This is a genomic window from Plantactinospora sp. B24E8 (assembly GCF_039871735.1).
Classification (GTDB): Bacteria; Actinomycetota; Actinomycetes; order Mycobacteriales; family Micromonosporaceae; genus Plantactinospora.
Genome location: NZ_JBDPMH010000003.1, coordinates 249,144 through 272,159 on the forward strand (window position 1 = coordinate 249,144; position 23,016 = coordinate 272,159).

Below are 23,016 nucleotides of genomic sequence, written 5' to 3' on the forward strand. Positions count from 1 at the left end.
CTGCTCATCCTGCCGGTCGGGCACGGTCGACCCGCAACCGGATTACGTGCCCGGGGTGCCGAGCACAGGCGTGCCGTGCAGGGTGACCCCGGCCTCGCGCATCGAGTCGAGCGCGGCCCGGGTGGTGCCCTCGGCGACCCCGGCGGTCAGGTCGAGCAACACACTGGTCGCGAAACCCTCCCGCGCCGCGTCCAGGGCGGTGGCCCGGACGCAGTGGTCGGTGGCGATGCCGACCACCTCGACACTCTCCACCGAGTGCCGGCGAAGCCAGTCCGCGAGCTTCTCCGCCCCCTCGGCCGCCCCCTCGAAGCCGGAGTAGGCGGCCTGCCACTCGCCCTTGTGGAACACCGCCTCGACCCGGTCGGTCGCCAGGTCGGGGTGGAACTGGGCGCCGTCGCTGCCCACCACACAGTGCGGGGGCCACGACCCGACAAAATCCGGCTCCGCGCTGAAGTGCGGACCGGGGTCGATGTGGTGGTCCTTGGTCGCCACCACGTGGTCCCAGCGGTCCGGCTCGGCGGCGAGCAGCCGGGAGATCCCGGCGGCCACCGAGGCGCCGCCGGCGACGGCGAGCGACCCTCCCTCGCAGAAGTCGTTCTGTACGTCGACGATGATCAGCGCTCGGCTCATCGGTCCCGTTCCCTCTCAGCTCGTCGGATGGTGGCAGACCTACGCCTGCACGATGACCGGGATGGTCGGGTCCCCGGCGGAGAGCTTGAGCCCCTCCCAGGGGATGGAGATCAGGCACTGCCGCAGGTGCTCCCGGGACTCGGCGAGAGTGGGAAGATCGTCCACCGGCTCGCCGTTCACGACGTACGGGCGCTGCAGGGCACGGTCGTGCGGGCGGGGTTCCGGGGCGCCCTGCGGGACGACGATCTCCTCGGTGGCGGTGCCGCTGGGCTTGTGCCGACGTACCGCGGTCTTCCGGCCGCCGACGGTGGCCTTGTGCTCGGAGCGCTTGACCACCGGCCGCCCGTCGACCTCGACGAGCTTGTAGACCAGCCCGGCGGTCGGCGCGCCGGAGCCGGTCACCACGGCGGTGCCGGCGCCGTACATGTCGACCGGTTCGGCGGCGAGCGCGGCGATCGCGTACTCGTCGAGGTCACCCGAGACGATGATCTTCGTTTCGGTGGCGCCGAGCGAGTCGAGCAGTTCCCGGGAGTGCCCGGCCAGCACCGACAGGTCGCCGGAGTCGATCCGGACCGCCCGCAGTTCCGGCCCGGCGACCGCGATCGCGTTCCGGATCCCCTGGGCGATGTCGTAGGTGTCGACCAGCAGGGTGGTGTCCCGGCCCAGCGCGGCGACCTGGGAGGCGAACGCGGCCGGCTCGTCGTCATGCAGCAGGGTGAAGGCGTGCGCGGCGGTGCCGGCGGTCGGGATGCCGTAGCGCCGCCCGGCGGCCAGGTTCGAGGTGAAGCCGAAGCCGGCCAGGTAGGCGGCGCGGGCGGCGGCCACCGCGGCCGCCTCCTGGGCCCGCCGGGCACCCATCTCGATCAGCGTACGGCCGCGGGCCGCGGTGACCATCCGGGCCGCTGCCGCCGCGACCGCCGAGTCGTGGTTGAGCACCGACAGGGTCAGGGTCTCCAGCAGTACGCACTCGGCGAAGGTGCCGGAGACGGTCAGGATCGGCGAGTTCGGGAAGTACAGTTCCCCCTCGGCGTAGCCGGTGATGTCGCCGGTGAACCGGTAGTCCGCCAGCCACCTCGCGGTCGGCTCGTCGACCACCCCGGTGTCCCGGAGGAACGCCACCTCCGCCTCGTCGAACCGGAAGTCGCGGAGCAGTTCGACCAGGCGCGTCGTGCCGGCGACCACCCCGTACCGCCGGCCGGTCGGCAGTCGGCGGGTGAAGACCTCGAAGACGCAGCGCCGGTCGGCGGTGCCGTCCCGCAGCGCCGCGCTGACCATGGTCAGCTCGTAGTGGTCGGTGAGCAGGGCGGGATGGGAACTGTGCACCAGGCCAGCCTAAGCGTGCCCGGTCGGGCGGTGTCGCTCAGCGGTCCGGGTCGGCCTCGGGCTCGGGCATCGAGCGCAGCGCCGGCCAGAGTTCGCCGCGACCGGTGACGCCGAGCTTGTTGTAGACCCGCTGCAGGTGGTTCTCCACCGTCCGGGTCGAAATGTAGAGCTGCTCCGCGATGTTGCGACTGGCCAGACCCCGGGCGGCCAGCCGGGCGATCTGCCGCTCCCGGTCGGTCAGCGCCGGCTGCCGGACACTCAGCGCCGGGGTCCGGAGTACGTCGCAGCGGCGCAGCAGTTCGGCGAGCCGCAGGTTCGCCTCGTGGGACCGGACCGACCGGGCCGCGCGCAGCCGGGAGACCGCCCGACTGGTGGCCTCGGCGGCGAAGACGTTCAGCTCCAGCTCGGCGAAGGCGTCGGCGACGGCGAGCAGCTGGTCGCCGGAGTGGGCGTACTCGGCCCGGGCGTGCCGGGCCATCAGGGACGGCAGTGGCCCGTCGACGGTCTCGCTCAGTTCGGAGAGCCGCTGCGCCACGCTCTGCCGCCGACCGGTGATCGTCGGCTCGCCGACCTCCACGTCGGCCCGGCCGAGCCGGACCAGGTCGTGCAGGGCCAGCACCTCGTGCCCGGCGAACCCGTCACCCTGCAGCCGGTGCACCAGATCCCGGAGCAGACCGACCGCCCCGGCGACGTCCCCGGTGGCCGCCTGGACGGTGGCCCGGGCCTGCTCCAGCCAGGGGTAGAGGATCGCCATCCCGGAGCTGTGCGCCCGGTCCGACTCGGCCATCGCCTCGGTCGCCGAGTCCACGTCGCCGCGCATCGCCGCCGCCTGGGCCCGCTCGGCGTGCGCGAGGCCGGCGAAGACCTGGCTGGTGGCGAGGACGGCGCAGGCGCCGAGACTGGTCCGCAGTGCCTCCCCGGTCTGGCCCCGCAGCCGGGCCGCCTGGGCGCGCAGGATGGACAGGTAGCCGGAACCGAGCCGGAAGTCGCCGGCGTCGGCCAGGTCGGCGAACTCGGCGGCGACGATGGCGTCGATCCCGGACAGGTCGCCGGCGAGCGCGAGCCGGGTGCCCCGGGCCAGTTCCAGGGCGAGTTGCAGGTACGGCATGTCGGCCCGCCACTGTGCCGCCTCGGCCGCGACGCCCTCGACGGCGCGGCCGCTCAGCGTCAGCTCGCCCCGGGCCGCCTGCAGGTGGGCGATGGTGCACCGGGCCAGTCCCCGGGCGGCGACGGTGGCCGCCGGCCGGTCCAGCACCGAGCGGCTCAGCCGCAAAGCCTCGGCGCACTCCAGCCGGTGCAGCCGCATGATCGCCTCGAACGCGACCACCCGGGCCCGGTCCGCCGGGTCGGTGAGCCGCCCGGCGTCCGCGGCGATCTCGGCCACCGTGGACTCCCGGTTGAGCCCCCAGTAGGAGACCATGCCGCGCACGGTCAGCCACCGGGCCCGGCGGGTTTCCGAGGTGAGCTGGTCGGTGACCGCGTCGAGCACCCCGATCGCCTCGGCGGCCCGGTCGCCGAACATCAGGATGGTGGCGAGCAGTTCGGCGGCCTGGTAACCGCCGCCGGTGTCCAGCGCCGCCCGGGCCAGCCGGGCGGCCAGCGGTACGTCGAACTGGCTGAACGCCTGGGCGCCCGCCTTCAGCAGCAGGGCCGGATCCTGGGCGGTGCCGGAGTCGAGCCGCCACACCGCGACCCGGAGCAGGTCGTCGCGGCGTCGGGTGCCGACCGCCTCCACCAGGTCGGCGAGCTGGGCGCTGAGCCGACGGGTCCGGGTGACCGGGCAGCGCCGCCGGACCACCTCGCCGTAGAGCGGGTGGGCGAGGCGTACGTCGGAGCGGCGGTCGTGGGTGACGACCCGGATCAGTCCCCGTTCCTCGGCGACCTCCACGTCGGCGTGGTCGGTGGCCCGGGTGAGCAGGGCCAGCCCGATCGGCTCGCCCATCGCCACCAGCTCGACCACCGTCCGGACGCCCTGCTCCAGCTGGCCGATCCGGGCGTCGACCAGGTCGTCCAGGCTGGGCGGCAGGTGGCTGCGGCCGGTCCACCGCCACAGCCCGTACGCCCGGCTCAGCTCGTTGCTCGTCTGCGCCGCGATGACCAGCTCACGGAGCAGCAGCGGATTGCCGGCGGAGAGCCGGTGCAGCCGGTCCGCCGACGGTCCGTCGACCGGCTCGCCGAGCATCGCGGTCAACAGGTCGTCGGTCTCGCCCAGGCCGAGCGGTTCGAGCTCGGCGTGGTCCACCAGGTCGTCGGTCCACAGCGCCCGGATCGGCAGCGGCACCGGCTCGCCGCTGCGGAGCGTCCCCAGCACGGTGGCGTTGTCGGAGCGGGCGATCAGATAGACCAGCGCGGCCGAGGAGGGGTCGAGCAGGTGGGCGTCGTCGATGCCGATGACGATCCGTCGCCCCGCCGCCTGCTGGTGCAGTGCGTCGACGGCCCAGCGCATGATCCCGGCCGGGGTGAGCCCGGCCGGCTGGTCGGCCGGCAGCACCTGGGCCAGGCCACCGAACGGGATGCCGGCGGTGGCGATGTTGGCCGACGCGGACCAGACCGCGCAGCCCAGTGCGGGCAGCTGCTCCAGGCTCTGGGCGAGCAGTCGGCTCTTGCCGACGCCGGCGCTGCCGCTGACGAAGAGGCCACGGCCTCCCGGACTGGTGGCGGCGTTCACCAGTCGGCTGAGTTCATCCGTCCTGCCAACGAACCTCCACCGCCCCATCGGGGCAGCATATAGACCGAAGGGCAGCTGCGCCCGTCCCGTGACGGAGTGAATTTGAGTAGTTCATCGATGAGGCAATGAGTACCGTGGATACTCGCAGCGTGTGGGCATCGACACATAGCGTTCCGGCATTCGGGCGGATGTCGCATCGACCGAATCGTCGAGGGTGGATTGGTCGATCGGAAGGTGGGAGCGCCGATGACGTCGCCACACGCCGCGGCGGTGCCGCAACGGTCCGGCGCAGAGTCGGAGCTGCTCGGCGACGTCGCCGTACCCCGGGCGGTGCCGCGCCGGCACCCGGCGGTGCCGCCGGCCCCGGACGAACCGCTCGCGGTGGTCGCCGTCGGCCCGGCCGGCGCCGACCGCCGGGCGGTCCTCGCCGGACTGCTGGGGGTCACGGTCACCCCCTCGGCGATGCGGCTGCCCCCGGAGAGCTTCCAGGTCTTCCGGTACGCGCCGACCCTCGACGTCACCGTCCAGGTGCCCGGGCTGGCCGGCGAGGCACCGGGGCGTCCACCGCGCCGGATCGACCTGGCCGGGCCGGAGCCGCTGCTCCGGCACTTCCACCTGGTCAACACGCCGGATCCGGAGACCCTGGGGGTGGCCGGCCGGCGGATCGTCCGGGACACCGTCCGGCGCGGCGGCGCCCTGCTGTTCGTCCTTCCGGCGGACCAGCAGGTCACCCCCGCCGACGTCGAACTGCTCGGCGAGGTGGCGGGCGAGGCGGCCATCTTCCTGGTCGGCACCCCCGGCGGCGACGACACCTGGCCGCCGCCGGCGGCCGCGTGCGGGGAAGTGCTTGTCGGTGAGGTGGTGGACGGGGACGACGGCGGTGCCGCCCTGGCCGCGTACTGGGCGGAGGTCGACCGGCGGCGGGCCGAACTCGTCGATCGGGTGCCGGCGCTCGCCGGGCTGTCCTGGCTCGACCTGGACCCGGCCGACCCCGCCTACCTGCGCCGGGCCCTGGTCGACTGGGCCAGCGCGGAGGGGCTGCGCCGGGCGAGCCGGGTCCCGCCGGTGGTGCCGGGCTTCGGGCGTACCGTCCGGGTGGCGCCGGAGGCGTCCGCCACCGGCTGGGCGGACCGGTTGGACCGCCGGGTCCGTACCTGCACACACCGGCTCCGTCGGGAGATCGCCCTGGAGGCGGCAAGCATCCACCTGCGCGGCGTTCAGGAGATAGTCGACGGGGCGGGGGTCGCCGGGCTTCCCGGATTCCTGGACCGTGAGCTGGAGTCGCTGGCGTTGGACGTGATGGCCGCCTGCGACACGGAGGTGGACCGGATCCTCGGCGAGTCGCTCGGGTTGGTCTTCGGCGAGGAGCCGGACGACGCCGTACGACTGCGTGCCGCCGCCGCGGTCGGCCAGGCGCTGACCGACCGGCCCGGCGGCGGGGCACCCCCACGTGTGCTGCTGCTCGGTCGGACCGCGGCGATCGAGCCGGTCGACGCCGCCGGCACCGCCCGGGCCCCGGCGAGTTATCCCGGCTGCACCGCCGCCGCGATCCTGCCGCCGCTCGGGCTCGGCCTGCGCGGGGAGTGCTACGGATACTGGCGGGAGCCGGGACACGCCGACCCGGGCAGTGCCCGCTCCTGGCTGCAGCGGGCACTGCGGGAGATCGAACTGGAAGTGTCCCGCGAGGTGACCGGACGGTTCGAGGCAGTCCGTGCCGCGCTCACGGTGGTCCTCACCGACGCGATCCGGCACGGCCGGCTGCGCGGCTGACCGGCGGATCCGGTGGTCGGCGACGGGGTGTGGTGGGCCACTCGGGCAGCCGCTGACGGGGCGTCGCGACGCGGCCGGGCGTCGATTCTCCGGTTCGGCGCCGACGGTGGCACGATGGGGGGCATGGCGGCTCCACAGGTTGCACCGGTCGAAACGCCGGACACCGACGAGGTGCCGGTCACCGACCGGGCATGGGTGACGATCGTCTGGGACGACCCGGTCAACCTGATGTCGTACGTGACCTGGGTGTTCCAGAAACTCTTCGGCTACAGCCACGAGAAGGCCGAGAAACTGATGCTCGACGTGCACCACAAGGGCAAGGCCGTGGTCTCCAGCGGCGCCCGGGAGCGGATGGAACACGACGCGTCCCGGCTGCACGCGTACGGGCTGTGGGCGACCGTGGAGCGCGCGTGAGTACCTTCCGCCGGCAGGGCGAGCACTGCGTGGCGACCTTCGCCGCCGACGAGGTACGGGTGCTCCGCAAGGTCGCCTCCGAGGTGGTGGGGCTGCTCACCGACGGTTTCGACCACTCCGACCCGGTTGTCGGGCGGCTCTTCCCGGACACCTACCCGGAGGATCCGGAGGAGTCGGCGGAGTTCCGGCGGTACACCGAGGGCGATCTCAAGACCGGCAAGATCGACCAGGCGGGTGCGGTACTGGCGGCCCTGCCGCCGGCCACCGGCGGGGAGGTACGCCTCGACGGCGAGGCGGCCGAGGCGTGGCTGCGCGCTCTCAACGACGCCCGGCTGGCGATGGGGGTACGCCTCGACATCTCCGCCGACACCGACCTCGGCGACGAACTCGACGACGCGGTGCTGCACGACCCGACCTCGACCCGGGTCTTCCAGCTCTCCGTCTACGCCTACCTCGGTTACCTGCAGGAGTCCCTGCTCCGCGCGTTGATCGTCGACCACTGAGCGGCCGCCGTGCACTGCGCGGTGGGGAAGGGGCCCGTCCGGAACGCCAGGACGGGCCCCTTCCCGACCGGTCAGGCCGTCTGGTTCAGCGTCGCCAGCTCGGCGGCGTCGAGGGTGAGGTCGACGGCGGCCACCGAGTCGCGGATGGTCTCCGGCCGGCTCGACCCCGGGATCGGGATCACCACCGGGGACTTCGCCAGCATCCAGGCCAGGCAGACCTGCTGCGGGCTGAACCCACGGGCGGCGGCCACCTCGGCGAACGGGGCGAACCGGTTGCCCAGCTCACCGGCCTGGGCGATGCCGCCCAGCGGTGACCAGGGCAGGAAGGCCAGGCCCAGCTCGTCGCAGAGTTCCAGCTCCGGCTCCGAGGAACGGAACGCCGGGGAGTACTGGTTCTGCACCGAGACGAGCCGGTCACCGAGGATCTCCCGGGCCTCGCGGATCTGGTCCGGGTTGGCGTTGGAGATGCCGGCCAGCCGGACCTTGCCGGCGTCGACCAGGTCCCGGACCGCGCCGATCGACTCGGCGTACGGGACCTTCGGGTCGGGGCGGTGGTGCTGGTAGAGCCCGATCGCCTCCACCCCGAGCCGCTTCAACGACGCGTCGCAGGCGGCTTTGATGTGGTCCGGCGAGCCGTCGATGGTCCAGCTGCCGTCGCCGGGACGCAGGTGCCCGCCCTTGGTGGCGACCAGCACCCCGGAGCTGTCCCCGCCGTAGCCGGCCAGAGCCCGGGCGATCAGCGTCTCGTTGTGTCCCACCTCACCCGCGTACAGGTGGTAGGCGTCCGCGGTGTCGATCAGGGTGACCCCGGCGTCGAGTGCCGCGTGGATGGTCCGGACGGAGCGGTCCTCGTCCGGACGCCCCTCGATCGACATCGGCATCGCGCCGAGCCCGATCGCGCTCACCTCGGTGTCACCGATGCGGCGGTGTTTCATCGCGTTGCCTCCTCAGTCTCGGGTTTCCCGCCCCACTCTGCACCGGGTACGGGCCCCCGAATGTCAACTTTCCCTTTCTGCCACATCGCGACCCCGATGGCCGGCGGACACCGGGTGAGGTCGGCCACTCCCGGGAGCCGAGACGGCCCGGGCGCGGTCGGCCGGACAGGCGGTAGGCTGGGCGTCGTGCTGAGCATCGACCGGTCGATAGTCGAGGCGATCGTCGCGCACGCCCGTCGGGACCATCCGGACGAGGCGTGCGGCGTGGTCGCCGGACCGGTGGGCTCCGACACCCCGACCCGGCACATCCCGATGGTGAACGCCGCCCGGTCGATGACGTTCTACGAGTTCGACTCGATGGAACAGCTGCGGCTGTGGCGGGAGATGGACGACCGCGACGAGGAGCCGGTGGTCATCTACCACTCGCACACCGCGACCGAGGCGTACCCGTCCCGCACCGACATCTCCTTCGCCGGTGAGCCGAACGCGCACTACCTGCTCGTCTCGACCCGGGATCCGGAGACCGAGGAGATCCGCTCGTTCCGGATCGTGGACGGTGTGGTGACCGAGGAGCCGGTCCGGGTCGTCGACGCCAGGGTGGACCCGAACGCGGTCCAGTCGTACATGTTCGGGCAGAGCCCGACGACGGTCGACTACGAGTGTTCGGGCAGCTGATCCTCCGGGATCCGGCAGCCGATCCGTAGTCCGTTCCCCCGAATCCGTCGTTCCCCGACTCCACACGTCACAAGGAGCATGTCCATCATGGCCATCGAAGTTCGTATCCCCACCATCCTGCGGAGCTACACCGGCGGCGCGAAGGTCGTCGAGGGGTCGGGCGACTCGCTCGGCGACCTGCTGTCCGACCTGGACAGCAGGTACTCCGGCCTGCGCGGCCGACTGATCACCGACCAGGGCGCGCTGCACCGTTTCGTCAACGTCTACGTCAACGACGAGGACGTCCGGTTCCTCGGCTCGCTCGACGCGAAGCTCTCCGACGGGGACACGGTGACCATCCTGCCGGCCGTCGCGGGTGGCGCGTTCGGCCTCGCCGCGGCAGCGGCGATCATCGGGCACAGCGCCGCGACCTCGGTGGTGGCCGGGCACAGCGCCGCGACCTCGGCGGTGGCCGGGCACGGTTCCGCGGCCTCGGCCCGCTGAGCAGGCCGCCATGACGCGGTACGAGAGCCTGCTCGACGCGTGCGGCGGTACTCCGCTGGTGGGGCTGCCCCGCCTGTCGCCGGTGGTGCCCGACGGGGCACCGCCGGTGCGGCTCTGGGCGAAGCTGGAGGACCGGAACCCGACCGGCAGCATCAAGGACCGGGCGGCCCTGTTCATGGTCCGGGAGGCGGAACGGAACGGCCGGCTCCGCGCCGGTGACACCATCCTGGAGCCGACCAGCGGCAACACCGGGATCTCGCTGGCCATGGTGGCGAAGCTGCGCGGTTACCGGCTGGTCTGCGTGATGCCGGAGAACGTCTCGACCGAGCGGGTGCAGCTGCTCCGGATGTACGGCGCGGAAATCATTTTTTCGCCGGCGGCCGGCGGCTCGAACCAGGCGGTGGCGACGGCGAAGCAGATCGCCGCCGAACACCCGGACTGGGTGATGCTCTACCAGTACGGCAACCAGGGCAACGCCCGGGCGCACTACGAGACGACCGGTCCCGAGCTGCTGCACGACCTGCCCACGATCACGCACTTCGTGGCCGGGCTGGGTACCACCGGCACCCTGATGGGGACCGGACGGTACCTGCGGGAGAAGGTCGAGGAGATCGAGATCATCGCCGCCGAGCCCCGGTACGGCGAGCTGGTCTACGGGCTGCGCAACATCGACGAGGGCTACGTCCCCGAGCTGTACGACGCCAGCGTGCTGACCCGCCGCTTCTCGGTTGGGACCCGGGACGCGGTGCTGCGTACCCGGCAGTTGGTGGAGGTGGAGGGGATCTTCGCCGGCTTCTCCACCGGGGCGATCCTGCACGCGGCGCTGGCGGTGGCGCACGAGGCGGTCAAGGCCGGCCGCCGCGCCGACGTCGCGTTCGTGGTCGCCGACGGCGGCTGGAAATACCTCTCGACCGGGGCGTACGGCGGCACCCTCTCCGACGCCGAGGACGCGCTGGAGGGCCAGCTCTGGGCCTGATCCGATCCGGTTCGGGGCCCGGGCCCCGAACCGGGCCGGACGGCCGCGCGGACCGACCCGGCATCCTTGCCACGAAGGTGACGGAACGTAACGGTAACGGCCGATTGCGGCGACCCGGTTCGTACCGGGCGGGGCGGTCACGACCCGGTGTCACGTTGGCGACAAAGGTCACGGGATCTTTCTTGTGCCCAGGTGTCGCGGCGTAGGCTGCGCACCGTGACAGACGTTTCGGCGATGATCGCCTACGCCTCGGCCGACCGACTGTCTGTGACCATCAGTGATGACGGGGCGACCGGATGCGACTGACGATTCTCGGCTGCGCGGGTAGTTTCCCCGGTCCGGAGGCGGCCTGCTCGGCCTACCTGGTCGAGGCGGAAGGCTTCCGTCTGCTCCTCGATTTCGGCTCGGGATCGCTCTCCGCCCTGCAGCGGTACGTCGGGCTCAACGTGGTGGACGCGATCCTCCTCACGCACCTGCACGGCGACCACATCCTCGACGCGGTGCCGTACATCGTGGTCCGTCGGTACGCCCCGGACGGCCCCTATCCACCGCTGCCGGTGTACGCCCCGAGCGGCGCCCCGGACCGGCTCGCCAACGCGTACAGCCTGGACGAGGGGGTGCTCGACGACGTCTACACCTTCTACGGCCTCCAGCCGGGCAGCTTCCCGATCGGGCCGTTCACGGTCACCGTCGACCGGGTCAACCACCCGGTGGAGACGTACGGCGTACGGCTGGAGCACGACGGCCGGAGCCTCTGCTACTCGTCCGACACCGCGCCCTGCGACTCCCTGCTCCGGCTGGCGCACCGTGCCGACCTGTTCCTGTGCGAGGCCAGTTACCTCGACGGCGTGGACAATCCGCCGGACCTGCACCTGACCGGCCGGGAGGCGGGCGAGATCGCGACCAAGGCGGAGGTGGGCCGGCTGCTGCTCACCCACCTGGTGGCGGCCTGGGGCAGTGAGGCGATGACGCACGAGGCGGCGCTCTCCGCGTTCGCCGGCCCGGTCGAGGTGGTCCGGCCCGGCTGCCGGTACGAGGTCTGACCGCTGCGCCGTGCCGGCTGACCGGCCCGGTTGTCGGTGGCCGGGACACCCTCGGGCGGGGCGATCCCGGCAACACATAGGCTGCGCACATGGCGCGACCTGACGGGCGGCGGCCCGACCAACTCCGACCGGTGACCCTGACCCGAGGCTGGAGCATGCATCCGGAGGGTTCGGTGCTCGTCGAGTTCGGCGACACCCGGGTGCTCTGCACGGCCAGCGTCACCGAGGGGGTGCCGCGCTGGCGCAAGGGATCCGGCCTGGGCTGGGTCACCGCCGAGTACTCGATGCTGCCCCGCTCGACCACCACCCGTTCCGACCGGGAGAGTGTCCGGGGCAAGGTCGGCGGCCGTACCCACGAGATCTCCCGGCTGATCGGGCGGAGCCTGCGGGCCTGTATCGACCTGAAGGCGCTCGGCGAGAACTCGATCGTGCTCGACTGCGACGTGCTGCAGGCCGACGGCGGCACCCGGACCGCCGCGATCACCGGGGCGTACGTCGCGTTGCACGACGCGGTCAGCTGGCTGGCCGACCGGAAGGCGCTGGCCGGCAAGCCGGACAAGGTGGTGCACCGGTCGATCGCGGCGGTCAGCGTAGGGATCATCGAGGGTGAGCCCCGGCTGGACCTGAACTACCTGGAGGACGTGGCGGCCGAGGTGGACATGAACGTGGTCTGCACCGGCACCGGGGACTTCGTCGAGGTGCAGGGTACGGGTGAGGCCGGTGTCTTCGCCCGCGAGCAGCTCGACGCGTTGCTCGACCTCGGCGTACTGGGCTGCGCCGAGCTGACCGAGGCCCAGCGGAAGGCGCTGGCCGGATGACGGCGGAGGGCACTGGCCGGATGACCAGGGTGCTGTTGGCGACCCGTAACGCCAAGAAGCTGACCGAGTTGCAGCGGATCCTCGACGGCGCGCTCGGCGCGCAGCGGATCCAGCTGGTCGGGCTGGCCGACGTGGCGCAGTACCAGGAGGTTCCGGAGACCGGGCTGACCTTCGGCGAGAACGCGCTGCTGAAGGCGCGTGAGGGCGTGAAATGGACCGGCCTGCCGACGATCGCCGACGACTCCGGCCTGGCGGTGGACGCGCTCAGCGGCATGCCGGGCGTGTTCAGCGCCCGCTGGTCGGGCCGGCACGGCGACGACCGGGCCAACCTGGAGCTGGTGTTGGCGCAGATCGGCGACGTACCGGACCAGCACCGGGGCGCGGCGTTCGTCTGCGCGGCGGCGCTGGTGCTGCCCGGCGGCAAGGAGCACCTGGTCGAGGGCCGGCAGGCCGGTCGGCTGCTGCGCGCCCCGCGCGGCGAGGGTGGCTTCGGGTACGACCCGATCTTCCTCGCCGAGGGGCAGGACCGGACCAACGCCGAGCTGTCACCGGAGGAGAAGGACGCGATCAGCCACCGGGGCAAGGCGTTGCGGGCGCTCGCCAAGGTGATCGCCAAGACCCTGCCGGTCGGCGACGCCGGCGGATGGGCCAACCGGTAGCCGCCCGGGACTGAAGCGCGACACCACCCCGGCCCGGGTGCTGGCGGTGGCGGAGGCGGCGGCCGCTCCGGACGTACGCGTCCCGGCGTTGGTCGCCGGCACCCGGCCCGGGCCGTCGACGCGCGACGAGAACCCCTACCCCCGGGGCCTGATGGTTTCGAGGGCGGCGGCCCGGCAGGTCGGCTCGTCCCGGGCCGGCTGTGCGGCGGTGGCGGTCAGTGTGTGGTCGCGTAGTCGAGCGCGGTGCGGACCAGGTCGGTGAGGGGCCGTTCCGGGTGGTCGACCCAGTGCTGGATGGCGGCGCGTACCGCGCTGAGCAGGGTTGCGGCCAGCACCTGGGCGTGTAGTGGGGTGTCCGGGTGCCGCGGCAGTCGACCGATGATCTCGGTGGTCAGTTCCCGCTCGATGGTGCCGTAGACGGCGATCTGGTGGGCCGCCAGGCTGGGGTGGCTGCGGACCAGTCGGCGTTGGGCGACCCAGAGCGGGTCGACGTCGCCGGTTTCCCGGACGAGTTGTTCGGTGGCCCGGGTGAGGGCGGTCCACGGCGGTACGTCGACCGGCTGGTCGTGCACGAGTTCCACCAGTCGGCGGATCCGGACCAGGTCGACGTAGAAGAGGGCCTCTTCCTTGTTCGCGAAGTAGTTGGAGAAGGTACGGCGGGAGACGTCGGCGGCGTCCGCGATCGCCTCGACGGTCACCTGGTCGGGCCCGTGTGCGACGGCGAGCCGGAGTGCCGCCTCGTGTAGCGCCTGTCGCGTCGCCGCCTTCTTGCGTTCGCGACGCCCCACCGTGTTCTCCATCGCACCCAGGGTACGCCCCGATGATCGTATGCTCAACGAGCAAACTTGCGCAATGTGCAAGATCGAGGGATGCTTGTGTGCGGCAAGCAATCTGTCCGGGGAGGCGGGATGGAGACCTCCGTACGGCACGGCGAACTTGTGCACCGGCTGCGGGATCTGACCCGGATCGTCCGGGCCATCCGGCAGCGGCGGGTGGCGGAGCGGCCGGGCGTGCCACTGGGCATGGTCGGCACCCTGATGCGCCTCGACGAGCTGGGCGACCGGGCGGTCGGCTGTCACGCCAGGGAACTGGCCGAGCATGCCGGGCTCGACCCGTCCACGGTCAGTCGGGTGGTCACCGGGTTGGTGACCCAGGGCCTGGCGGTACGCCGGGCCGACCCGGCCGACCGGCGGGCCAACCTGCTGGCCCTGACCGACGCCGGCCGGGCCGCGCTGGACGAGGCGCGGACCTGGTACGGCGACCTGCTCGCCGACGCGCTCGCCGGCTGGAACCCGACCGAGGTCGAGGCGTTCGGTGCAGCCCTCGGACGGTTCGCCGCCGACATCCAGGGTGCCCTGGACCGAGTCACCGGGGTCACCGGGTCCGCGGGATCCGCCGGGGCCGGCGAGCCGTCCGCCCGTACCGCCGTCTCCGGACGGACCGAATCCCAGAACACGCTGGAGGCCGCGCGATGAGCGCACCCACCATGACGACCACCGCGCCCGGCGCGGAGCCGATGAGCCATCGGCGGACCCTGGAGGCGCTCAGCGGCCTGCTCCTGGTCCTTTTTGTCGCGATGCTCAGCAGCACCGTGGTCTCGACCGCCCTGCCACAGATCATCGGCAAGCTGAACGGCTCGCAGACCCAGTACACCTGGGTGGTCACCGCCACCCTGCTCACCGCGACCGCGACCACCCCGATCTGGGGCAAGCTGGCCGACCTGTTCAACAAGAAGACGCTGGTGCAGACCGCCATCGTGATCTTCGTGCTCGGTTCGGTGGTCGCCGGGGCGAGCCAGAACGCCGGCCAGCTGATCGCCGCCCGGGCCTTCCAGGGCATCGGCGTCGGCGGGCTGCAGGCCCTGGTCCAGGTGGTGATCGCCGCGATGATCCCGCCCCGGGAGCGGGGCCGGTACAACGGTTACCTCGGCGGCGTGATGGCGCTGGCCACCGTCGGTGGCCCGCTGCTCGGCGGGGTCATCGTCGACACCTCGTGGCTCGGCTGGCGCTGGTGCTTCTTCGTCGGCGTGCCGATCGCGATCGTCGCGCTGCTGGTGCTCCAGGCCACCCTGCACCTGGTCACCGTCCGCCGGGAGAACGTGAAGATCGACTACCTGGGTGCGGCGCTGATCGCGGCCGGGGTCAGCGTGCTGCTGGTCTGGATCTCGTTCGTCGACGGCTCGTTCGCCTGGATCTCCTGGCAGACCGGGGTGATGCTCGGCGGGGCCCTGCTGCTGCTCGCCCTCGCCGTCCTGGTCGAGTCCCGGGCCGCCGAGCCGGTCGTCCCGCTGGAGATCGTCCGGGAGCGGACCACGGCGCTGGCCATCCTCGGCAGCCTCGCCGTCGGCATGGCCATGTTCGGCGGTGCGGTCTTCCTGGGCCAGTACTTCCAGATCGGTCGCGGCTACAGCCCGACCGAGGCAGGCCTGCTCACCATCCCGATGATGGTCGGCGTGCTCGGCTCCTCGATCGTCGCCGGCCGCATGATCACCCGGAGCGGCCGGATCAAACCGTACATCATCGTCGGTTCGGTGATCCTGGTCGGCGGCTTCCTGATGCTCGGCTTCGTCGACCACGCCACCTCGCTGGTCTTCGTCGGCGCGGCGATGTTCCTGGTCGGGATCGGCGTCGGCATGACCATGCAGAACCTGGTGCTGGCGGTGCAGAACACCGTGGCGCTGCGGGACATCGGTGCGGCGAGTTCCAGCGTCGCCTTCTTCCGGTCCCTGGGCGGCACCATCGGGGTCTCGGTGCTCGGCGCGGTGCTGGCCCGCCGGGTCACCGACCAGATCACCACCGACCTGGCCGCCGCCGGCATCCCCACCTCGGGCTCCGGCGACGCCGGAGGCAGCCTGAACCTGGACGGACTGCCGGACGTCGTGGTGCACATCGTCCGGAACGCGTACGGCGACGCCACCGGGCACATCTTCCTGATCTCGGCCGCGATCGCGCTGGTCGGGGTGATCGCCGCCGTGCTGCTCCGGCCGGTGACCCTGCGGACCAGCCTCGACCTGCCGGCGGAGGCGACCGCGGCGGCCACGGCGGCGGGGGCGATCGACGGGGCGCCGGCCTGTCCGCGGGGGTACGTCGGCCGCCCGTGCCCGCCCTCCGAGTCGGCGTGAAGTACGTCATAGGAGCGCTCCCACGAGCGTGACCTGCGCAGCTGTCTCGATGGAAGATCCGCCTCGGCAGCTGGGACCAGACGGCGCGCCCGCAAGTATTGATCTTGAAACAAAAAGTCGGGAGTCTCGATCCTTCTGGTGCGGACCGGGGTCACGGCAACAGGGCCGTGGCTCCGGTCTGTCGTATCCGCAGAGGAGACTCCGTGCGACAACGCCACCTACTGGCGTACGGCGCGGCCGCCCTGACCCTGGCGGCCACACTCGTCGGTTCCAGCCCGACCGACGCGTCGGCACAACCCCAGCCCGTACCCACCGGGTCCGAGGCGGTCCGACAGAAGCTGCGGGAGCTGCGGCAGGCAGCCCAACAGGAACGGAAGGAGAACGAGCGGCAGGGCGCCCGGGTGGTGACCCTCTACACCGGAGACCGGGTGACGGTCGACGGCGCCACCGTCAGCGTCACGCCCCGCGCCGGCGTGCACTTCTACCGCTACCAGCGGGAGCAGGCCCAGTACGTCGTACCGTCCGACGCCGTGCCGCTGCTGCGGGCCGACCGGCTCGACGAACGGCTGTTCAACGTCACCGGCCTGCTCGAACACGACTTCGACAAGCTGGCGTACCTGCCACTTGTCGTCTCCGACGCCGACACCGTACGCGGACTCGCCGGCGGGCCGACGCTGGAGGCCGTCGACGGCTTCGCCACCCGGGTCCCGGTGACCGACCTGGCCAGCACCTGGCAGACCACCCGCACCTCGCTGACCAGCGGAAAGATCTGGCTCGACGGGGTACGCCAGTCGACCCTCGACGTCAGTGTGCCGCTGACCGGTGCCCCGACCGCCTGGTCGGCCGGCTACGACGGCACCGGCGTGAAGGTCGCGGTCCTCGACACCGGCATCGACGACAGCCATCCGGACCTGGCCGGCAAGGTCGTCGCCCGCCGCAACTTCGTCCCCGAACATGAGACCGGGACCGACCTCAACGGGCACGGCACCCACGTCTCCGGCACCATCGCCGGCACCGGCGCCGCCTCCGACGGCAGGTACAAGGGCGTCGCCCCCGGCGCCTCGCTGCTCGACGGCAAGGTCTGCTGGAACGACCAGGGGCGGGGCTTCTGCTCCGACTCGGCGATCATCGCCGCCATGCAGTGGGCGGTGGAGTCCGGCGCCAAGGTCGTCAACATGAGCCTCGGCGGCACCGACACCGAGGGCGTCGACCCGCTGGAGCAGGCGGTCAACGATCTGACCGCCGAGTACGGCACCCTCTTTGTCATCGCCGCCGGCAACGCCGACGGCTGGTCGCCGTACCGGGTCGCCTCGCCGTCGACCGCGGACGCCGCGCTCTCGGTGGCGAACTGGACCAAGACCGGCGAGCCGCACTGGTCGTCGCTGCCCGGCCCGCGGATCGGCGACTACGCCGTCAAGCCGGACATCTCCGCCCCCGGTACGGAGATCACCTCCGCGCGCAGCCCGAGCGCGCTCGACCACCTGCCGGCCGGCCCGTACTTCAGCGCGACCGGCACCTCGATGGCCGCCCCGCACGTCGCCGGCGCGGCCGCGCTGCTCGCCCAGGCGCACCCCGAGTGGCGGGCCGGACAGACCAAGGCGACCCTGATGGCCTCGGCGGCACCCCGGGCCGACCTCGACGTGTTCAGCCAGGGCGCCGGGCACGTCCGGGTCGACCGGGCCCTGGCCCAGCCGGTCACCGTCACCCCGCCGTCGCTGAGCATCGGCATGCTGGCGTACCCGCACACCGACGCCCCGGTGAGCCGGACCATGACGTACCACAACACCTCGGCGGCGCCGGTGACCCTGCACCTGACGGTGGACGGGAACGCACCGGACGGACTGCTGACGCTCAGCGCCGACACCCTGACCGTGCCGGCCGGCGGCACCGCCTCGGTCGAGGTGACCGCCGACGAGCGGGTCGGCGGCGAGACGTACGGCGTCTTCAGCGGTCGGCTCGTCGCCACCGCCGACGGGATCGACCTGCGGACCCCGTTCAGCGTCTTCCGGGAACCGCCGTCGGCGAGCCTGCACCTGACCGCCCTCGACCACGTCGGCAAGACGCCGGCCACCGTGGTCATGCTGCTGCGGGACCCGAACACCGGCGCCGAGTACACCGCGCTCGACCCGGACGAGACGTACCGGGTGCCGCTGAACAGCTCCTGGACCGTCACCGCCTTCGTCCAGAACGCGGACGGCACCGTCGACTTCATGGCGAACAACCAGGTGCTGGCCGACCGGAACCGGGACGTGCTGCTGGACGGCCGGAAGACGCGCGGGCTGGACATCACCCTGCCGACGAAGCAGGCGCAGCCGTACGCCGCCACGGTGCAGCTGAGCCGTGGCGGCGGCACGTACCTCTCCAGCGACGCGGTACAGGGCGACCCCCGGACCATCCGCACCGCCGACCTGGGAACGGCCGGCGTCGCCGGGGTCAGCACCCAGATCCAGGCCGTCTACCAGACCCCGCCGGGCCGCGGCGACGCGGAGCTCTACCAGCTCGGCTGGGTCGTCCCCGGCGCCTTCACCACCGGCTTTACCGCCCGGCTCAAGGCGAAGGACCTGGCCGAGGTGCGGGCCGAGTACGCCCGCAACGCCCACGACGTGGTGGCGGTCCGGTACAACACGGCGATCGTCTCCGGCGACCCGTACCCGCTGGCGTCGCAGTTGCCGCCGGTGCCGACCCCGGGCCGGCGGACCGAGTACGTCGGCGGCAACGTCGAATGGCGGTCCGGGATCGTGGAGATGACCGCCGCCGAGGGCCTCTGGGTCACCGACCTCGACCAGGCCACCGAACCGGGCTACCGGGCCGGCCGGTCGTACCGGGAACGCTGGAACGCCGCCCCGCTCGGGATGACCCTCACCCCGCAGTATCCGGGCAGCGCGGCCGTGGTCCGGGACGGGGACACCGTCTACGGCAGCTTCACCCAGTTCGCCGACGCGTCCGGGCACGTCGGACTGCCGTACCAGATGAACAACCACCGGTTCACCCTGGAGACCGGGACGGAGACGCTCGGCGAGTTCGACTTCCTGTACGGCAGCTGGCAGGTCGGCGCCGAGGCCCGGACGTACCGGATGCGGTTCGGGTTCGACGTACCCACCCCGCTCGTCACCCACCTGGAGTCGGAGTGGACCTTCCGCAGCTCGGCGGCGCAGCAGGGTGAGCTGCCGCTGACCGCGGTCGGGTTCGCCCCCGAGCTGGCGCTGGACAACTCGGCCCGGCGCGGCAGCATCCTGCCGGTGCCGCTCACCGTCACCCGACAGGCCACCGCCGGCCGGGTGACGGACGCCGACGTCTCGGTCTCCTACGACGACGGCCGGACCTGGCGTTCCGTCCCGACCGTCAGCCTGCTCGGTCAGCACGTCGCCGTGGTGACGAACCCGTCCCGGGCCGGACACGTCTCGCTGCGGGCCCACCTGGTCGACTCGGCCGGCAACACGGTCACCACCACCGTGCTCCGGGCGTACGAGGTCAGGTAACACCCGCTCCGCTCGGTGGGGTCGTCGGAGGTGTTCCGGCGGCCCCACCGCACCAACGGGACCGGAAGCCGGCGGCGATCCGCCGGATCCCCTCCTCGACGTCGGCGGCCGTGATGCCGCCGTAGCCGAGGACCAGGCCGGCCTGGCCGGGGCGCTCGGCGCAGTAGCTGGCCAGGCTCTCCACCCCGACCCCGGCCGCCCGTGCCCGGTCGACCACCGAGGCGGCCAGTTCGGGACCGCCCTCGACCGCCAGCCGCGCGCAGAGGTGGAGCCCCGCGACCGAGGGCTCCGGCCGCAGCCGGTCCGCGAGGTGCCGGTCGAGCGCCGACAGCAGCCGCTCGCGCCGGGTCGCGTACTCCCGGCTGGCCCGACGGACGTGCCGGGCCAGCAGACCCTCGTTGATGAAGTCGGCCAGCGCACCCTGGGTCGGCAGGTCGCCGTGCCAGTCGGTCAACTGTCGCGCGGTGGCCAGCGCCGCGCCGAGCGAGGCCGGGGCGACCAGGAACCCGATCCGCAGCATCGGGAGCAGGGTCTTGGAGAACGATCCGACGTAGATCACCCGCCCGTGCCGGTCCAGGCTCTGCAACGGCTCCAGGGGACGGCCGGCGAACCGGTACTCGCTGTCGTAGTCGTCCTCGAGGACCACCGCGTCGTGCCGCCGGGCCCAGTCGAGCAGGGCCGACCGGCGGGCCAGGGACATCGGTACGCCGAGCGGGCTCTGGTGCGACGGGGTGACGTAGACCAGCCGGACGTCCGGCGGCAGCGCGGCGACCACCAGCCCCTCCGCGTCGACCGGTACCCCGGTGACCCGGGCACCGAGCGTCTGGAAGAGCCGGCGGACCGGTGGATAGCCCGGTTCCTCGACCGCGACCCGGTCACCCGGCTCCAGCAGCACCTTGCCGACCAGGTCGAACGCCTGCTGCGCGCCGTGGGTGACCAGGATGTCGTCGGCGCCGGCCCGGACCGAGCGGGCGACGCCGACGTGGCGGGCGATCGCCGCCCGCAGTCCGGGATGCCCGGCCGGATCCGGATAGCTGGTGCTCCGTACCGTCGAGTCGCGCAGCTGCCGGGTCACCAGCCGGCGCCAGGTCTCCAGCGGGAACAGCCCCGGGTCCGGTACGCCGACCCGGAAGTCGTAGCGCGGCGCGGGGGAGCGGGGCACCACCGGCACGGACCCCCACACCGCCCGGGGACGTACGCCACGGCCGGCCGGTGCGGACCGGGGGCGCGGCACGCCCGGGAACCGGTCGCCGACGTACGTGCCCGAACCGACCCGGCCGACCAGGAAGCCCTCGGCGGTGAGCCGCTCGTACGCCACCGCGACGGTGTTGCGGGCGACGGCGAGCCGCTGCGCCAGTTCACGGCTGGGCGGCAGCCGTTCGCCGGGTCGCAGCCGTCCGTCGAGCACCGCCTCGCGCAGCTGTCGGTAGATCTGGGCGGCCAGGTCGCCCCGGCCGACGAGTTGGACGTGGACCTCCACCACAGCCTCCGATTGGTCCAACGGAGTTGCCAGGAATTGGCGCTTACGTACAGCCAATGTGCCACCTAGCGTGGCTGGTGACCACCGAGCCACACCGGAAGGACAACGGGGATGACAGCGACTCTCGTCGACATGTGGTTCGACCCGATCTGCCCGTGGGCCTGGATCACCTCGCGCTGGCTGCACGGGGTCGAGCGGGTGCGGGACGTCACGGTGCGGTTCCACGTGATGAGCCTGTCGGTGCTCAACGAGGGCCGGACCGACCTGCCGCAGATCTACCGGGACCTCTTCGACGTCGGCTGGGGACCGGTCCGGATCGCCTTCTTCGGCCCGGTGGTCAGCCCGGCCCCGCGTGGCGAGGCCGCCGGCCGACTCTGGGACGGCGTGCTGCTCGTCGCCGGCACCGACGGCTTCTTCGAACTGAAGCGGACCCGGGACCGCGACCCGCGGTTCCACCCGGCACCGTCCGCGGCGTGACCCGAGTTCCAGGAGGCGACGATGACCCGACGGGGTTGGCTGCTGTTCGCGCTGATGAGCGTGATCTGGGGAGTGCCGTACCTGTTGATCAAGGTGGCGGTCGAGGACGGTGTCTCCGTGCCGGTGCTGGTCTTCGTCCGGACCGCCGTCGGGGCCGCGATACTGCTGCCGCTGGCGCTGCGGGGTCTCCGGGCCGCCCGGCTGCGACGGCACTGGCGACCGCTGGCCGCCTTCGCCGCCCTGGAGATCATCGTGCCGTGGTGGCTGCTCGCCGACGCCGAGCGCCAGATCAGCAGCTCGATGACCGGCCTGCTGATCGCCGCCTCGCCGATCATCGCGGTGCTGGTCGGGCGGTTGGCCGGGGGTGGTGAACGGCTCGGCGGGGCGCGGTGGACCGGACTGGCCGTCGGGCTCGCCGGGGTGACGGTGCTGGCCGCACCGGGGCTGCGCGGCGGGGACGTCCGGTCGATCGTCGAGGTGCTGCTCGCCGCCACCTGTTACGCGATCGCTCCGTTGATCCTGGCCCGACGGTTGGCGGACGTCCCGGCGCTGCCGATGACCACCGTCTGCCTCGGCCTGGCCGCCGTGCTGTACGCGGTCCCGGCCGCGTTGACCTGGCCGCAGACCGTTCCCGGTGGCCCGGCGCTGGTCTCCCTCGCCGGCCTGGCCGTGCTCTGTACGGCGCTGGCGTTCCTGGTCTTCTTCGCACTGATCCGGGAGGCCGGCCCGGCCCGGGCGCTGGTTTTCACGTACGTCAACCCGGCGGTCGCGGTCGTCGCGGGGGTGCTGCTGCTCGACGAGCCGCTCACCGTGGCGGTGGTGGTCGCGTTCACACTGATCCTCGCCGGCGCGGTCCTGGCCACCGGCCGGGCGAAGGCCACCCCGGACGAGTCGTCGGTCGGGTCGTCGGTCAACGGGACCGGGTCGGGGCCGGGGCGGTCAACGGCGCCAGTTCGGGTCGCGGCCGGTGAGGCCGAGCACCCGGTCCAGGACCGGTGCGGTGTGTGACACCGGCACCTCCGGCCCGAAGACGCCCAACTGCCGGCCCTGTTCGGCGAAGCCGCCGACCGCCGTGTGCACGTGGTGGAGCAGGTCGTCGTCCCAGCTCCGGTCCTGGTCGGTGGCCCGGGCCAGGTCCCAGCCGTGCACCACCAGCTCGGTGACCACCATGCCGCCGACCAGCGCCGCCGGCAGCTCGGTCGGGCCGCCCATGTGGGTGGCGCCCTGCCACGCCTCCGGCCGCCCCCAGGCTGACGCGATCCGGTCCAGCACTGCCGGCAGCGTCGCCGACCAGTCGTCGCCGGTCAGGTCCAACTCACTCTCGGCGGCGGCGGGCGGCGGTACGGTCTCCTTCCGGGCCGCCCCCTCCAGCGACGGACCCCAGAACAGCAGGTGGTTGGCCAGCCGGCGGACGTCGTACCCGGCGCAGGGGGTCGGGTCGTCGAGCTGGTCGGGCTTGATGCAGGTCACGATCCCGATGAGCGTGGCGGCGGCCGGGGCCACCAGTCGTACGTCAGCCATGCCGGTCAGGAAACCACGTGAGCGTGTGGAGGTCTTGAACA

At 72.6% G+C, this 23,016-nt stretch carries 21 protein-coding genes; 14 read left to right on the forward strand and 7 right to left on the reverse strand.

Annotation, left to right across the window (positions count from 1 at the left end):
• Nucleotides 1-42: 42 nt before the first annotated feature.
• Genes ABGB21_RS07270 through ABGB21_RS07280 form a run of 3 tightly spaced genes read right to left on the reverse strand, consistent with a single transcriptional unit; the run spans nt 43 to nt 4,669 of the window.
• Complete coding sequence (locus tag ABGB21_RS07270; RefSeq protein WP_347676957.1) at nt 43-630, reverse strand: isochorismatase family protein; 588 nt, start codon at nt 628-630, stop codon at nt 43-45.
• A 39-nt stretch (nt 631-669) separates the two neighbouring features.
• The gene (locus tag ABGB21_RS07275) at nt 670-1,953 is read right to left on the reverse strand and encodes a nicotinate phosphoribosyltransferase (RefSeq protein ID WP_347676959.1); all 1,284 of its coding nucleotides are present in this window, start codon (nt 1,951-1,953) and stop codon (nt 670-672) included.
• 37 nt (nt 1,954-1,990) lie between these two features.
• Nucleotides 1,991-4,669 (reverse strand): LuxR C-terminal-related transcriptional regulator, encoded by a 2,679-nt coding sequence (locus tag ABGB21_RS07280; RefSeq protein WP_347655393.1) that lies wholly within the window; start codon nt 4,667-4,669, stop codon nt 1,991-1,993.
• A 198-nt stretch (nt 4,670-4,867) separates the two neighbouring features.
• On the opposite strand from ABGB21_RS07280, the gene ABGB21_RS07285 reads away from it, so the two are divergent.
• The 3 genes from ABGB21_RS07285 to ABGB21_RS07295 all read left to right on the forward strand — a co-directional run bounded on the left by ABGB21_RS07285 (nt 4,868) and on the right by ABGB21_RS07295 (nt 7,308).
• A complete protein-coding gene (locus ABGB21_RS07285; RefSeq protein WP_347655392.1) occupies nt 4,868-6,391 on the forward strand; it encodes a hypothetical protein in 1,524 nt (507 codons plus the stop codon).
• 123 nt (nt 6,392-6,514) lie between these two features.
• Nucleotides 6,515-6,805: an ATP-dependent Clp protease adapter ClpS gene (gene clpS, locus ABGB21_RS07290; protein ID WP_331213031.1), complete on the forward strand. Its 291-nt coding sequence runs from the start codon at nt 6,515-6,517 to the stop codon at nt 6,803-6,805.
• Entirely contained in the window at nt 6,781-7,308 is a 528-nt protein-coding gene (locus ABGB21_RS07295) for a DUF2017 domain-containing protein (protein WP_347655391.1), read from the forward strand. The genes clpS and ABGB21_RS07295 overlap by 25 nt, the downstream gene beginning before the upstream one ends.
• A 71-nt stretch (nt 7,309-7,379) precedes the next feature.
• Here ABGB21_RS07295 and ABGB21_RS07300 read toward each other — a convergent pair whose 3' ends face one another.
• On the reverse strand, nt 7,380-8,243 hold the full coding sequence (locus tag ABGB21_RS07300) for an aldo/keto reductase (RefSeq protein WP_347676961.1): 864 nt from the start codon (nt 8,241-8,243) through the stop codon (nt 7,380-7,382).
• Nucleotides 8,244-8,429: 186 nt separating this feature from the next.
• Between ABGB21_RS07300 and ABGB21_RS07305 the strand changes: the two genes are divergently transcribed.
• The 6 genes from ABGB21_RS07305 (at nt 8,430) to rdgB (ending at nt 12,897) form a co-directional block, all read left to right on the forward strand.
• The gene (locus tag ABGB21_RS07305) at nt 8,430-8,918 is read left to right on the forward strand and encodes a M67 family metallopeptidase (RefSeq protein ID WP_347655389.1); all 489 of its coding nucleotides are present in this window, start codon (nt 8,430-8,432) and stop codon (nt 8,916-8,918) included.
• A gap of 87 nt (nt 8,919-9,005) precedes the next feature.
• Entirely contained in the window at nt 9,006-9,401 is a 396-nt protein-coding gene (locus ABGB21_RS07310) for a MoaD family protein (RefSeq protein ID WP_347655388.1), read from the forward strand.
• Between the two features lie 10 nt (nt 9,402-9,411).
• Nucleotides 9,412-10,377: a pyridoxal-phosphate dependent enzyme gene (locus tag ABGB21_RS07315; RefSeq protein WP_347655387.1), complete on the forward strand. Its 966-nt coding sequence runs from the start codon at nt 9,412-9,414 to the stop codon at nt 10,375-10,377.
• Between the two features lie 296 nt (nt 10,378-10,673).
• Nucleotides 10,674-11,420, forward strand: coding sequence for an MBL fold metallo-hydrolase (locus ABGB21_RS07320; protein ID WP_347655386.1), 747 nt, complete (start codon nt 10,674-10,676; stop codon nt 11,418-11,420).
• An 89-nt stretch (nt 11,421-11,509) separates the two neighbouring features.
• Entirely contained in the window at nt 11,510-12,238 is a 729-nt protein-coding gene (gene rph, locus ABGB21_RS07325; RefSeq protein WP_347655385.1) for a ribonuclease PH, read from the forward strand.
• Nucleotides 12,239-12,258: 20 nt separating this feature from the next.
• Entirely contained in the window at nt 12,259-12,897 is a 639-nt protein-coding gene (gene rdgB / locus ABGB21_RS07330) for an RdgB/HAM1 family non-canonical purine NTP pyrophosphatase (protein ID WP_347655384.1), read from the forward strand.
• A gap of 215 nt (nt 12,898-13,112) precedes the next feature.
• Here the strand turns inward: rdgB and ABGB21_RS07335 are convergent, their stop codons facing one another.
• The gene (locus ABGB21_RS07335) at nt 13,113-13,697 is read right to left on the reverse strand and encodes a TetR/AcrR family transcriptional regulator (RefSeq protein WP_347655383.1); all 585 of its coding nucleotides are present in this window, start codon (nt 13,695-13,697) and stop codon (nt 13,113-13,115) included.
• A gap of 108 nt (nt 13,698-13,805) precedes the next feature.
• Here ABGB21_RS07335 and ABGB21_RS07340 point away from each other — a divergent pair, with 108 nt between their 5' ends.
• The 3 genes from ABGB21_RS07340 (at nt 13,806) to ABGB21_RS07350 (ending at nt 19,497) form a co-directional block, all read left to right on the forward strand.
• Nucleotides 13,806-14,372 (forward strand): MarR family winged helix-turn-helix transcriptional regulator, encoded by a 567-nt coding sequence (locus ABGB21_RS07340; RefSeq protein ID WP_347676963.1) that lies wholly within the window; start codon nt 13,806-13,808, stop codon nt 14,370-14,372.
• Entirely contained in the window at nt 14,369-16,018 is a 1,650-nt protein-coding gene (locus ABGB21_RS07345; protein WP_347655381.1) for an MDR family MFS transporter, read from the forward strand. Before ABGB21_RS07340 ends, ABGB21_RS07345 begins: the two co-directional genes overlap by 4 nt.
• Before the next feature lie 203 nt (nt 16,019-16,221).
• A complete protein-coding gene (locus ABGB21_RS07350) occupies nt 16,222-19,497 on the forward strand; it encodes a S8 family serine peptidase (RefSeq protein ID WP_347676965.1) in 3,276 nt (1,091 codons plus the stop codon).
• Here the strand turns inward: ABGB21_RS07350 and ABGB21_RS07355 are convergent.
• Nucleotides 19,490-20,977, reverse strand: a complete 1,488-nt coding sequence (locus ABGB21_RS07355) for a PLP-dependent aminotransferase family protein (protein ID WP_347655379.1) — start codon at nt 20,975-20,977, stop codon at nt 19,490-19,492. The genes ABGB21_RS07350 and ABGB21_RS07355 overlap by 8 nt on opposite strands.
• A gap of 111 nt (nt 20,978-21,088) precedes the next feature.
• Here ABGB21_RS07355 and ABGB21_RS07360 point away from each other — a divergent pair, with 111 nt between their 5' ends.
• The gene (locus ABGB21_RS07360) at nt 21,089-21,454 is read left to right on the forward strand and encodes a DsbA family protein (protein WP_347676967.1); all 366 of its coding nucleotides are present in this window, start codon (nt 21,089-21,091) and stop codon (nt 21,452-21,454) included.
• A gap of 21 nt (nt 21,455-21,475) precedes the next feature.
• Nucleotides 21,476-22,462 carry a DMT family transporter gene (locus ABGB21_RS07365; RefSeq protein ID WP_347676969.1) on the forward strand — a complete coding sequence of 329 codons (987 nt, stop codon included), beginning with the start codon at nt 21,476-21,478 and terminating at the stop codon, nt 22,460-22,462.
• Here ABGB21_RS07365 and ABGB21_RS07370 read toward each other — a convergent pair.
• On the reverse strand, nt 22,394-22,975 hold the full coding sequence (locus ABGB21_RS07370) for a TIGR03086 family metal-binding protein (protein ID WP_347676971.1): 582 nt from the start codon (nt 22,973-22,975) through the stop codon (nt 22,394-22,396). The two genes, ABGB21_RS07365 and ABGB21_RS07370, sit on opposite strands and share 69 nt — an antisense overlap.
• Nucleotides 22,976-23,016: the final 41 nt, after the last annotated feature.

What these genes read in the sequence shown, in the direction of transcription:
- ABGB21_RS07270 (WP_347676957.1), bottom strand. Translation starts at nt 630, where the DNA reads ATGAGCCGAGCGCTGATCATCGTCGACGTACAGAACGACTTCTGCGAG.
- ABGB21_RS07280 (WP_347655393.1), bottom strand. Translation starts at nt 4,669, where the DNA reads ATGGGGCGGTGGAGGTTCGTTGGCAGGACGGATGAACTCAGCCGACTG.
- ABGB21_RS07285 (WP_347655392.1), top strand. Translation starts at nt 4,868, where the DNA reads ATGACGTCGCCACACGCCGCGGCGGTGCCGCAACGGTCCGGCGCAGAG.
- clpS (WP_331213031.1), top strand. Translation starts at nt 6,515, where the DNA reads ATGGCGGCTCCACAGGTTGCACCGGTCGAAACGCCGGACACCGACGAG.
- ABGB21_RS07300 (WP_347676961.1), bottom strand. Translation starts at nt 8,243, where the DNA reads ATGAAACACCGCCGCATCGGTGACACCGAGGTGAGCGCGATCGGGCTC.
- ABGB21_RS07310 (WP_347655388.1), top strand. Translation starts at nt 9,006, where the DNA reads ATGGCCATCGAAGTTCGTATCCCCACCATCCTGCGGAGCTACACCGGC.
- ABGB21_RS07315 (WP_347655387.1), top strand. Translation starts at nt 9,412, where the DNA reads ATGACGCGGTACGAGAGCCTGCTCGACGCGTGCGGCGGTACTCCGCTG.
- ABGB21_RS07320 (WP_347655386.1), top strand. Translation starts at nt 10,674, where the DNA reads ATGCGACTGACGATTCTCGGCTGCGCGGGTAGTTTCCCCGGTCCGGAG.
- rph (WP_347655385.1), top strand. Translation starts at nt 11,510, where the DNA reads ATGGCGCGACCTGACGGGCGGCGGCCCGACCAACTCCGACCGGTGACC.
- rdgB (WP_347655384.1), top strand. Translation starts at nt 12,259, where the DNA reads ATGACCAGGGTGCTGTTGGCGACCCGTAACGCCAAGAAGCTGACCGAG.
- ABGB21_RS07335 (WP_347655383.1), bottom strand. Translation starts at nt 13,697, where the DNA reads ATGGAGAACACGGTGGGGCGTCGCGAACGCAAGAAGGCGGCGACGCGA.
- ABGB21_RS07340 (WP_347676963.1), top strand. Translation starts at nt 13,806, where the DNA reads ATGGAGACCTCCGTACGGCACGGCGAACTTGTGCACCGGCTGCGGGAT.
- ABGB21_RS07345 (WP_347655381.1), top strand. Translation starts at nt 14,369, where the DNA reads ATGAGCGCACCCACCATGACGACCACCGCGCCCGGCGCGGAGCCGATG.
- ABGB21_RS07360 (WP_347676967.1), top strand. Translation starts at nt 21,089, where the DNA reads ATGACAGCGACTCTCGTCGACATGTGGTTCGACCCGATCTGCCCGTGG.
- ABGB21_RS07365 (WP_347676969.1), top strand. Translation starts at nt 21,476, where the DNA reads ATGACCCGACGGGGTTGGCTGCTGTTCGCGCTGATGAGCGTGATCTGG.
- ABGB21_RS07370 (WP_347676971.1), bottom strand. Translation starts at nt 22,975, where the DNA reads ATGGCTGACGTACGACTGGTGGCCCCGGCCGCCGCCACGCTCATCGGG.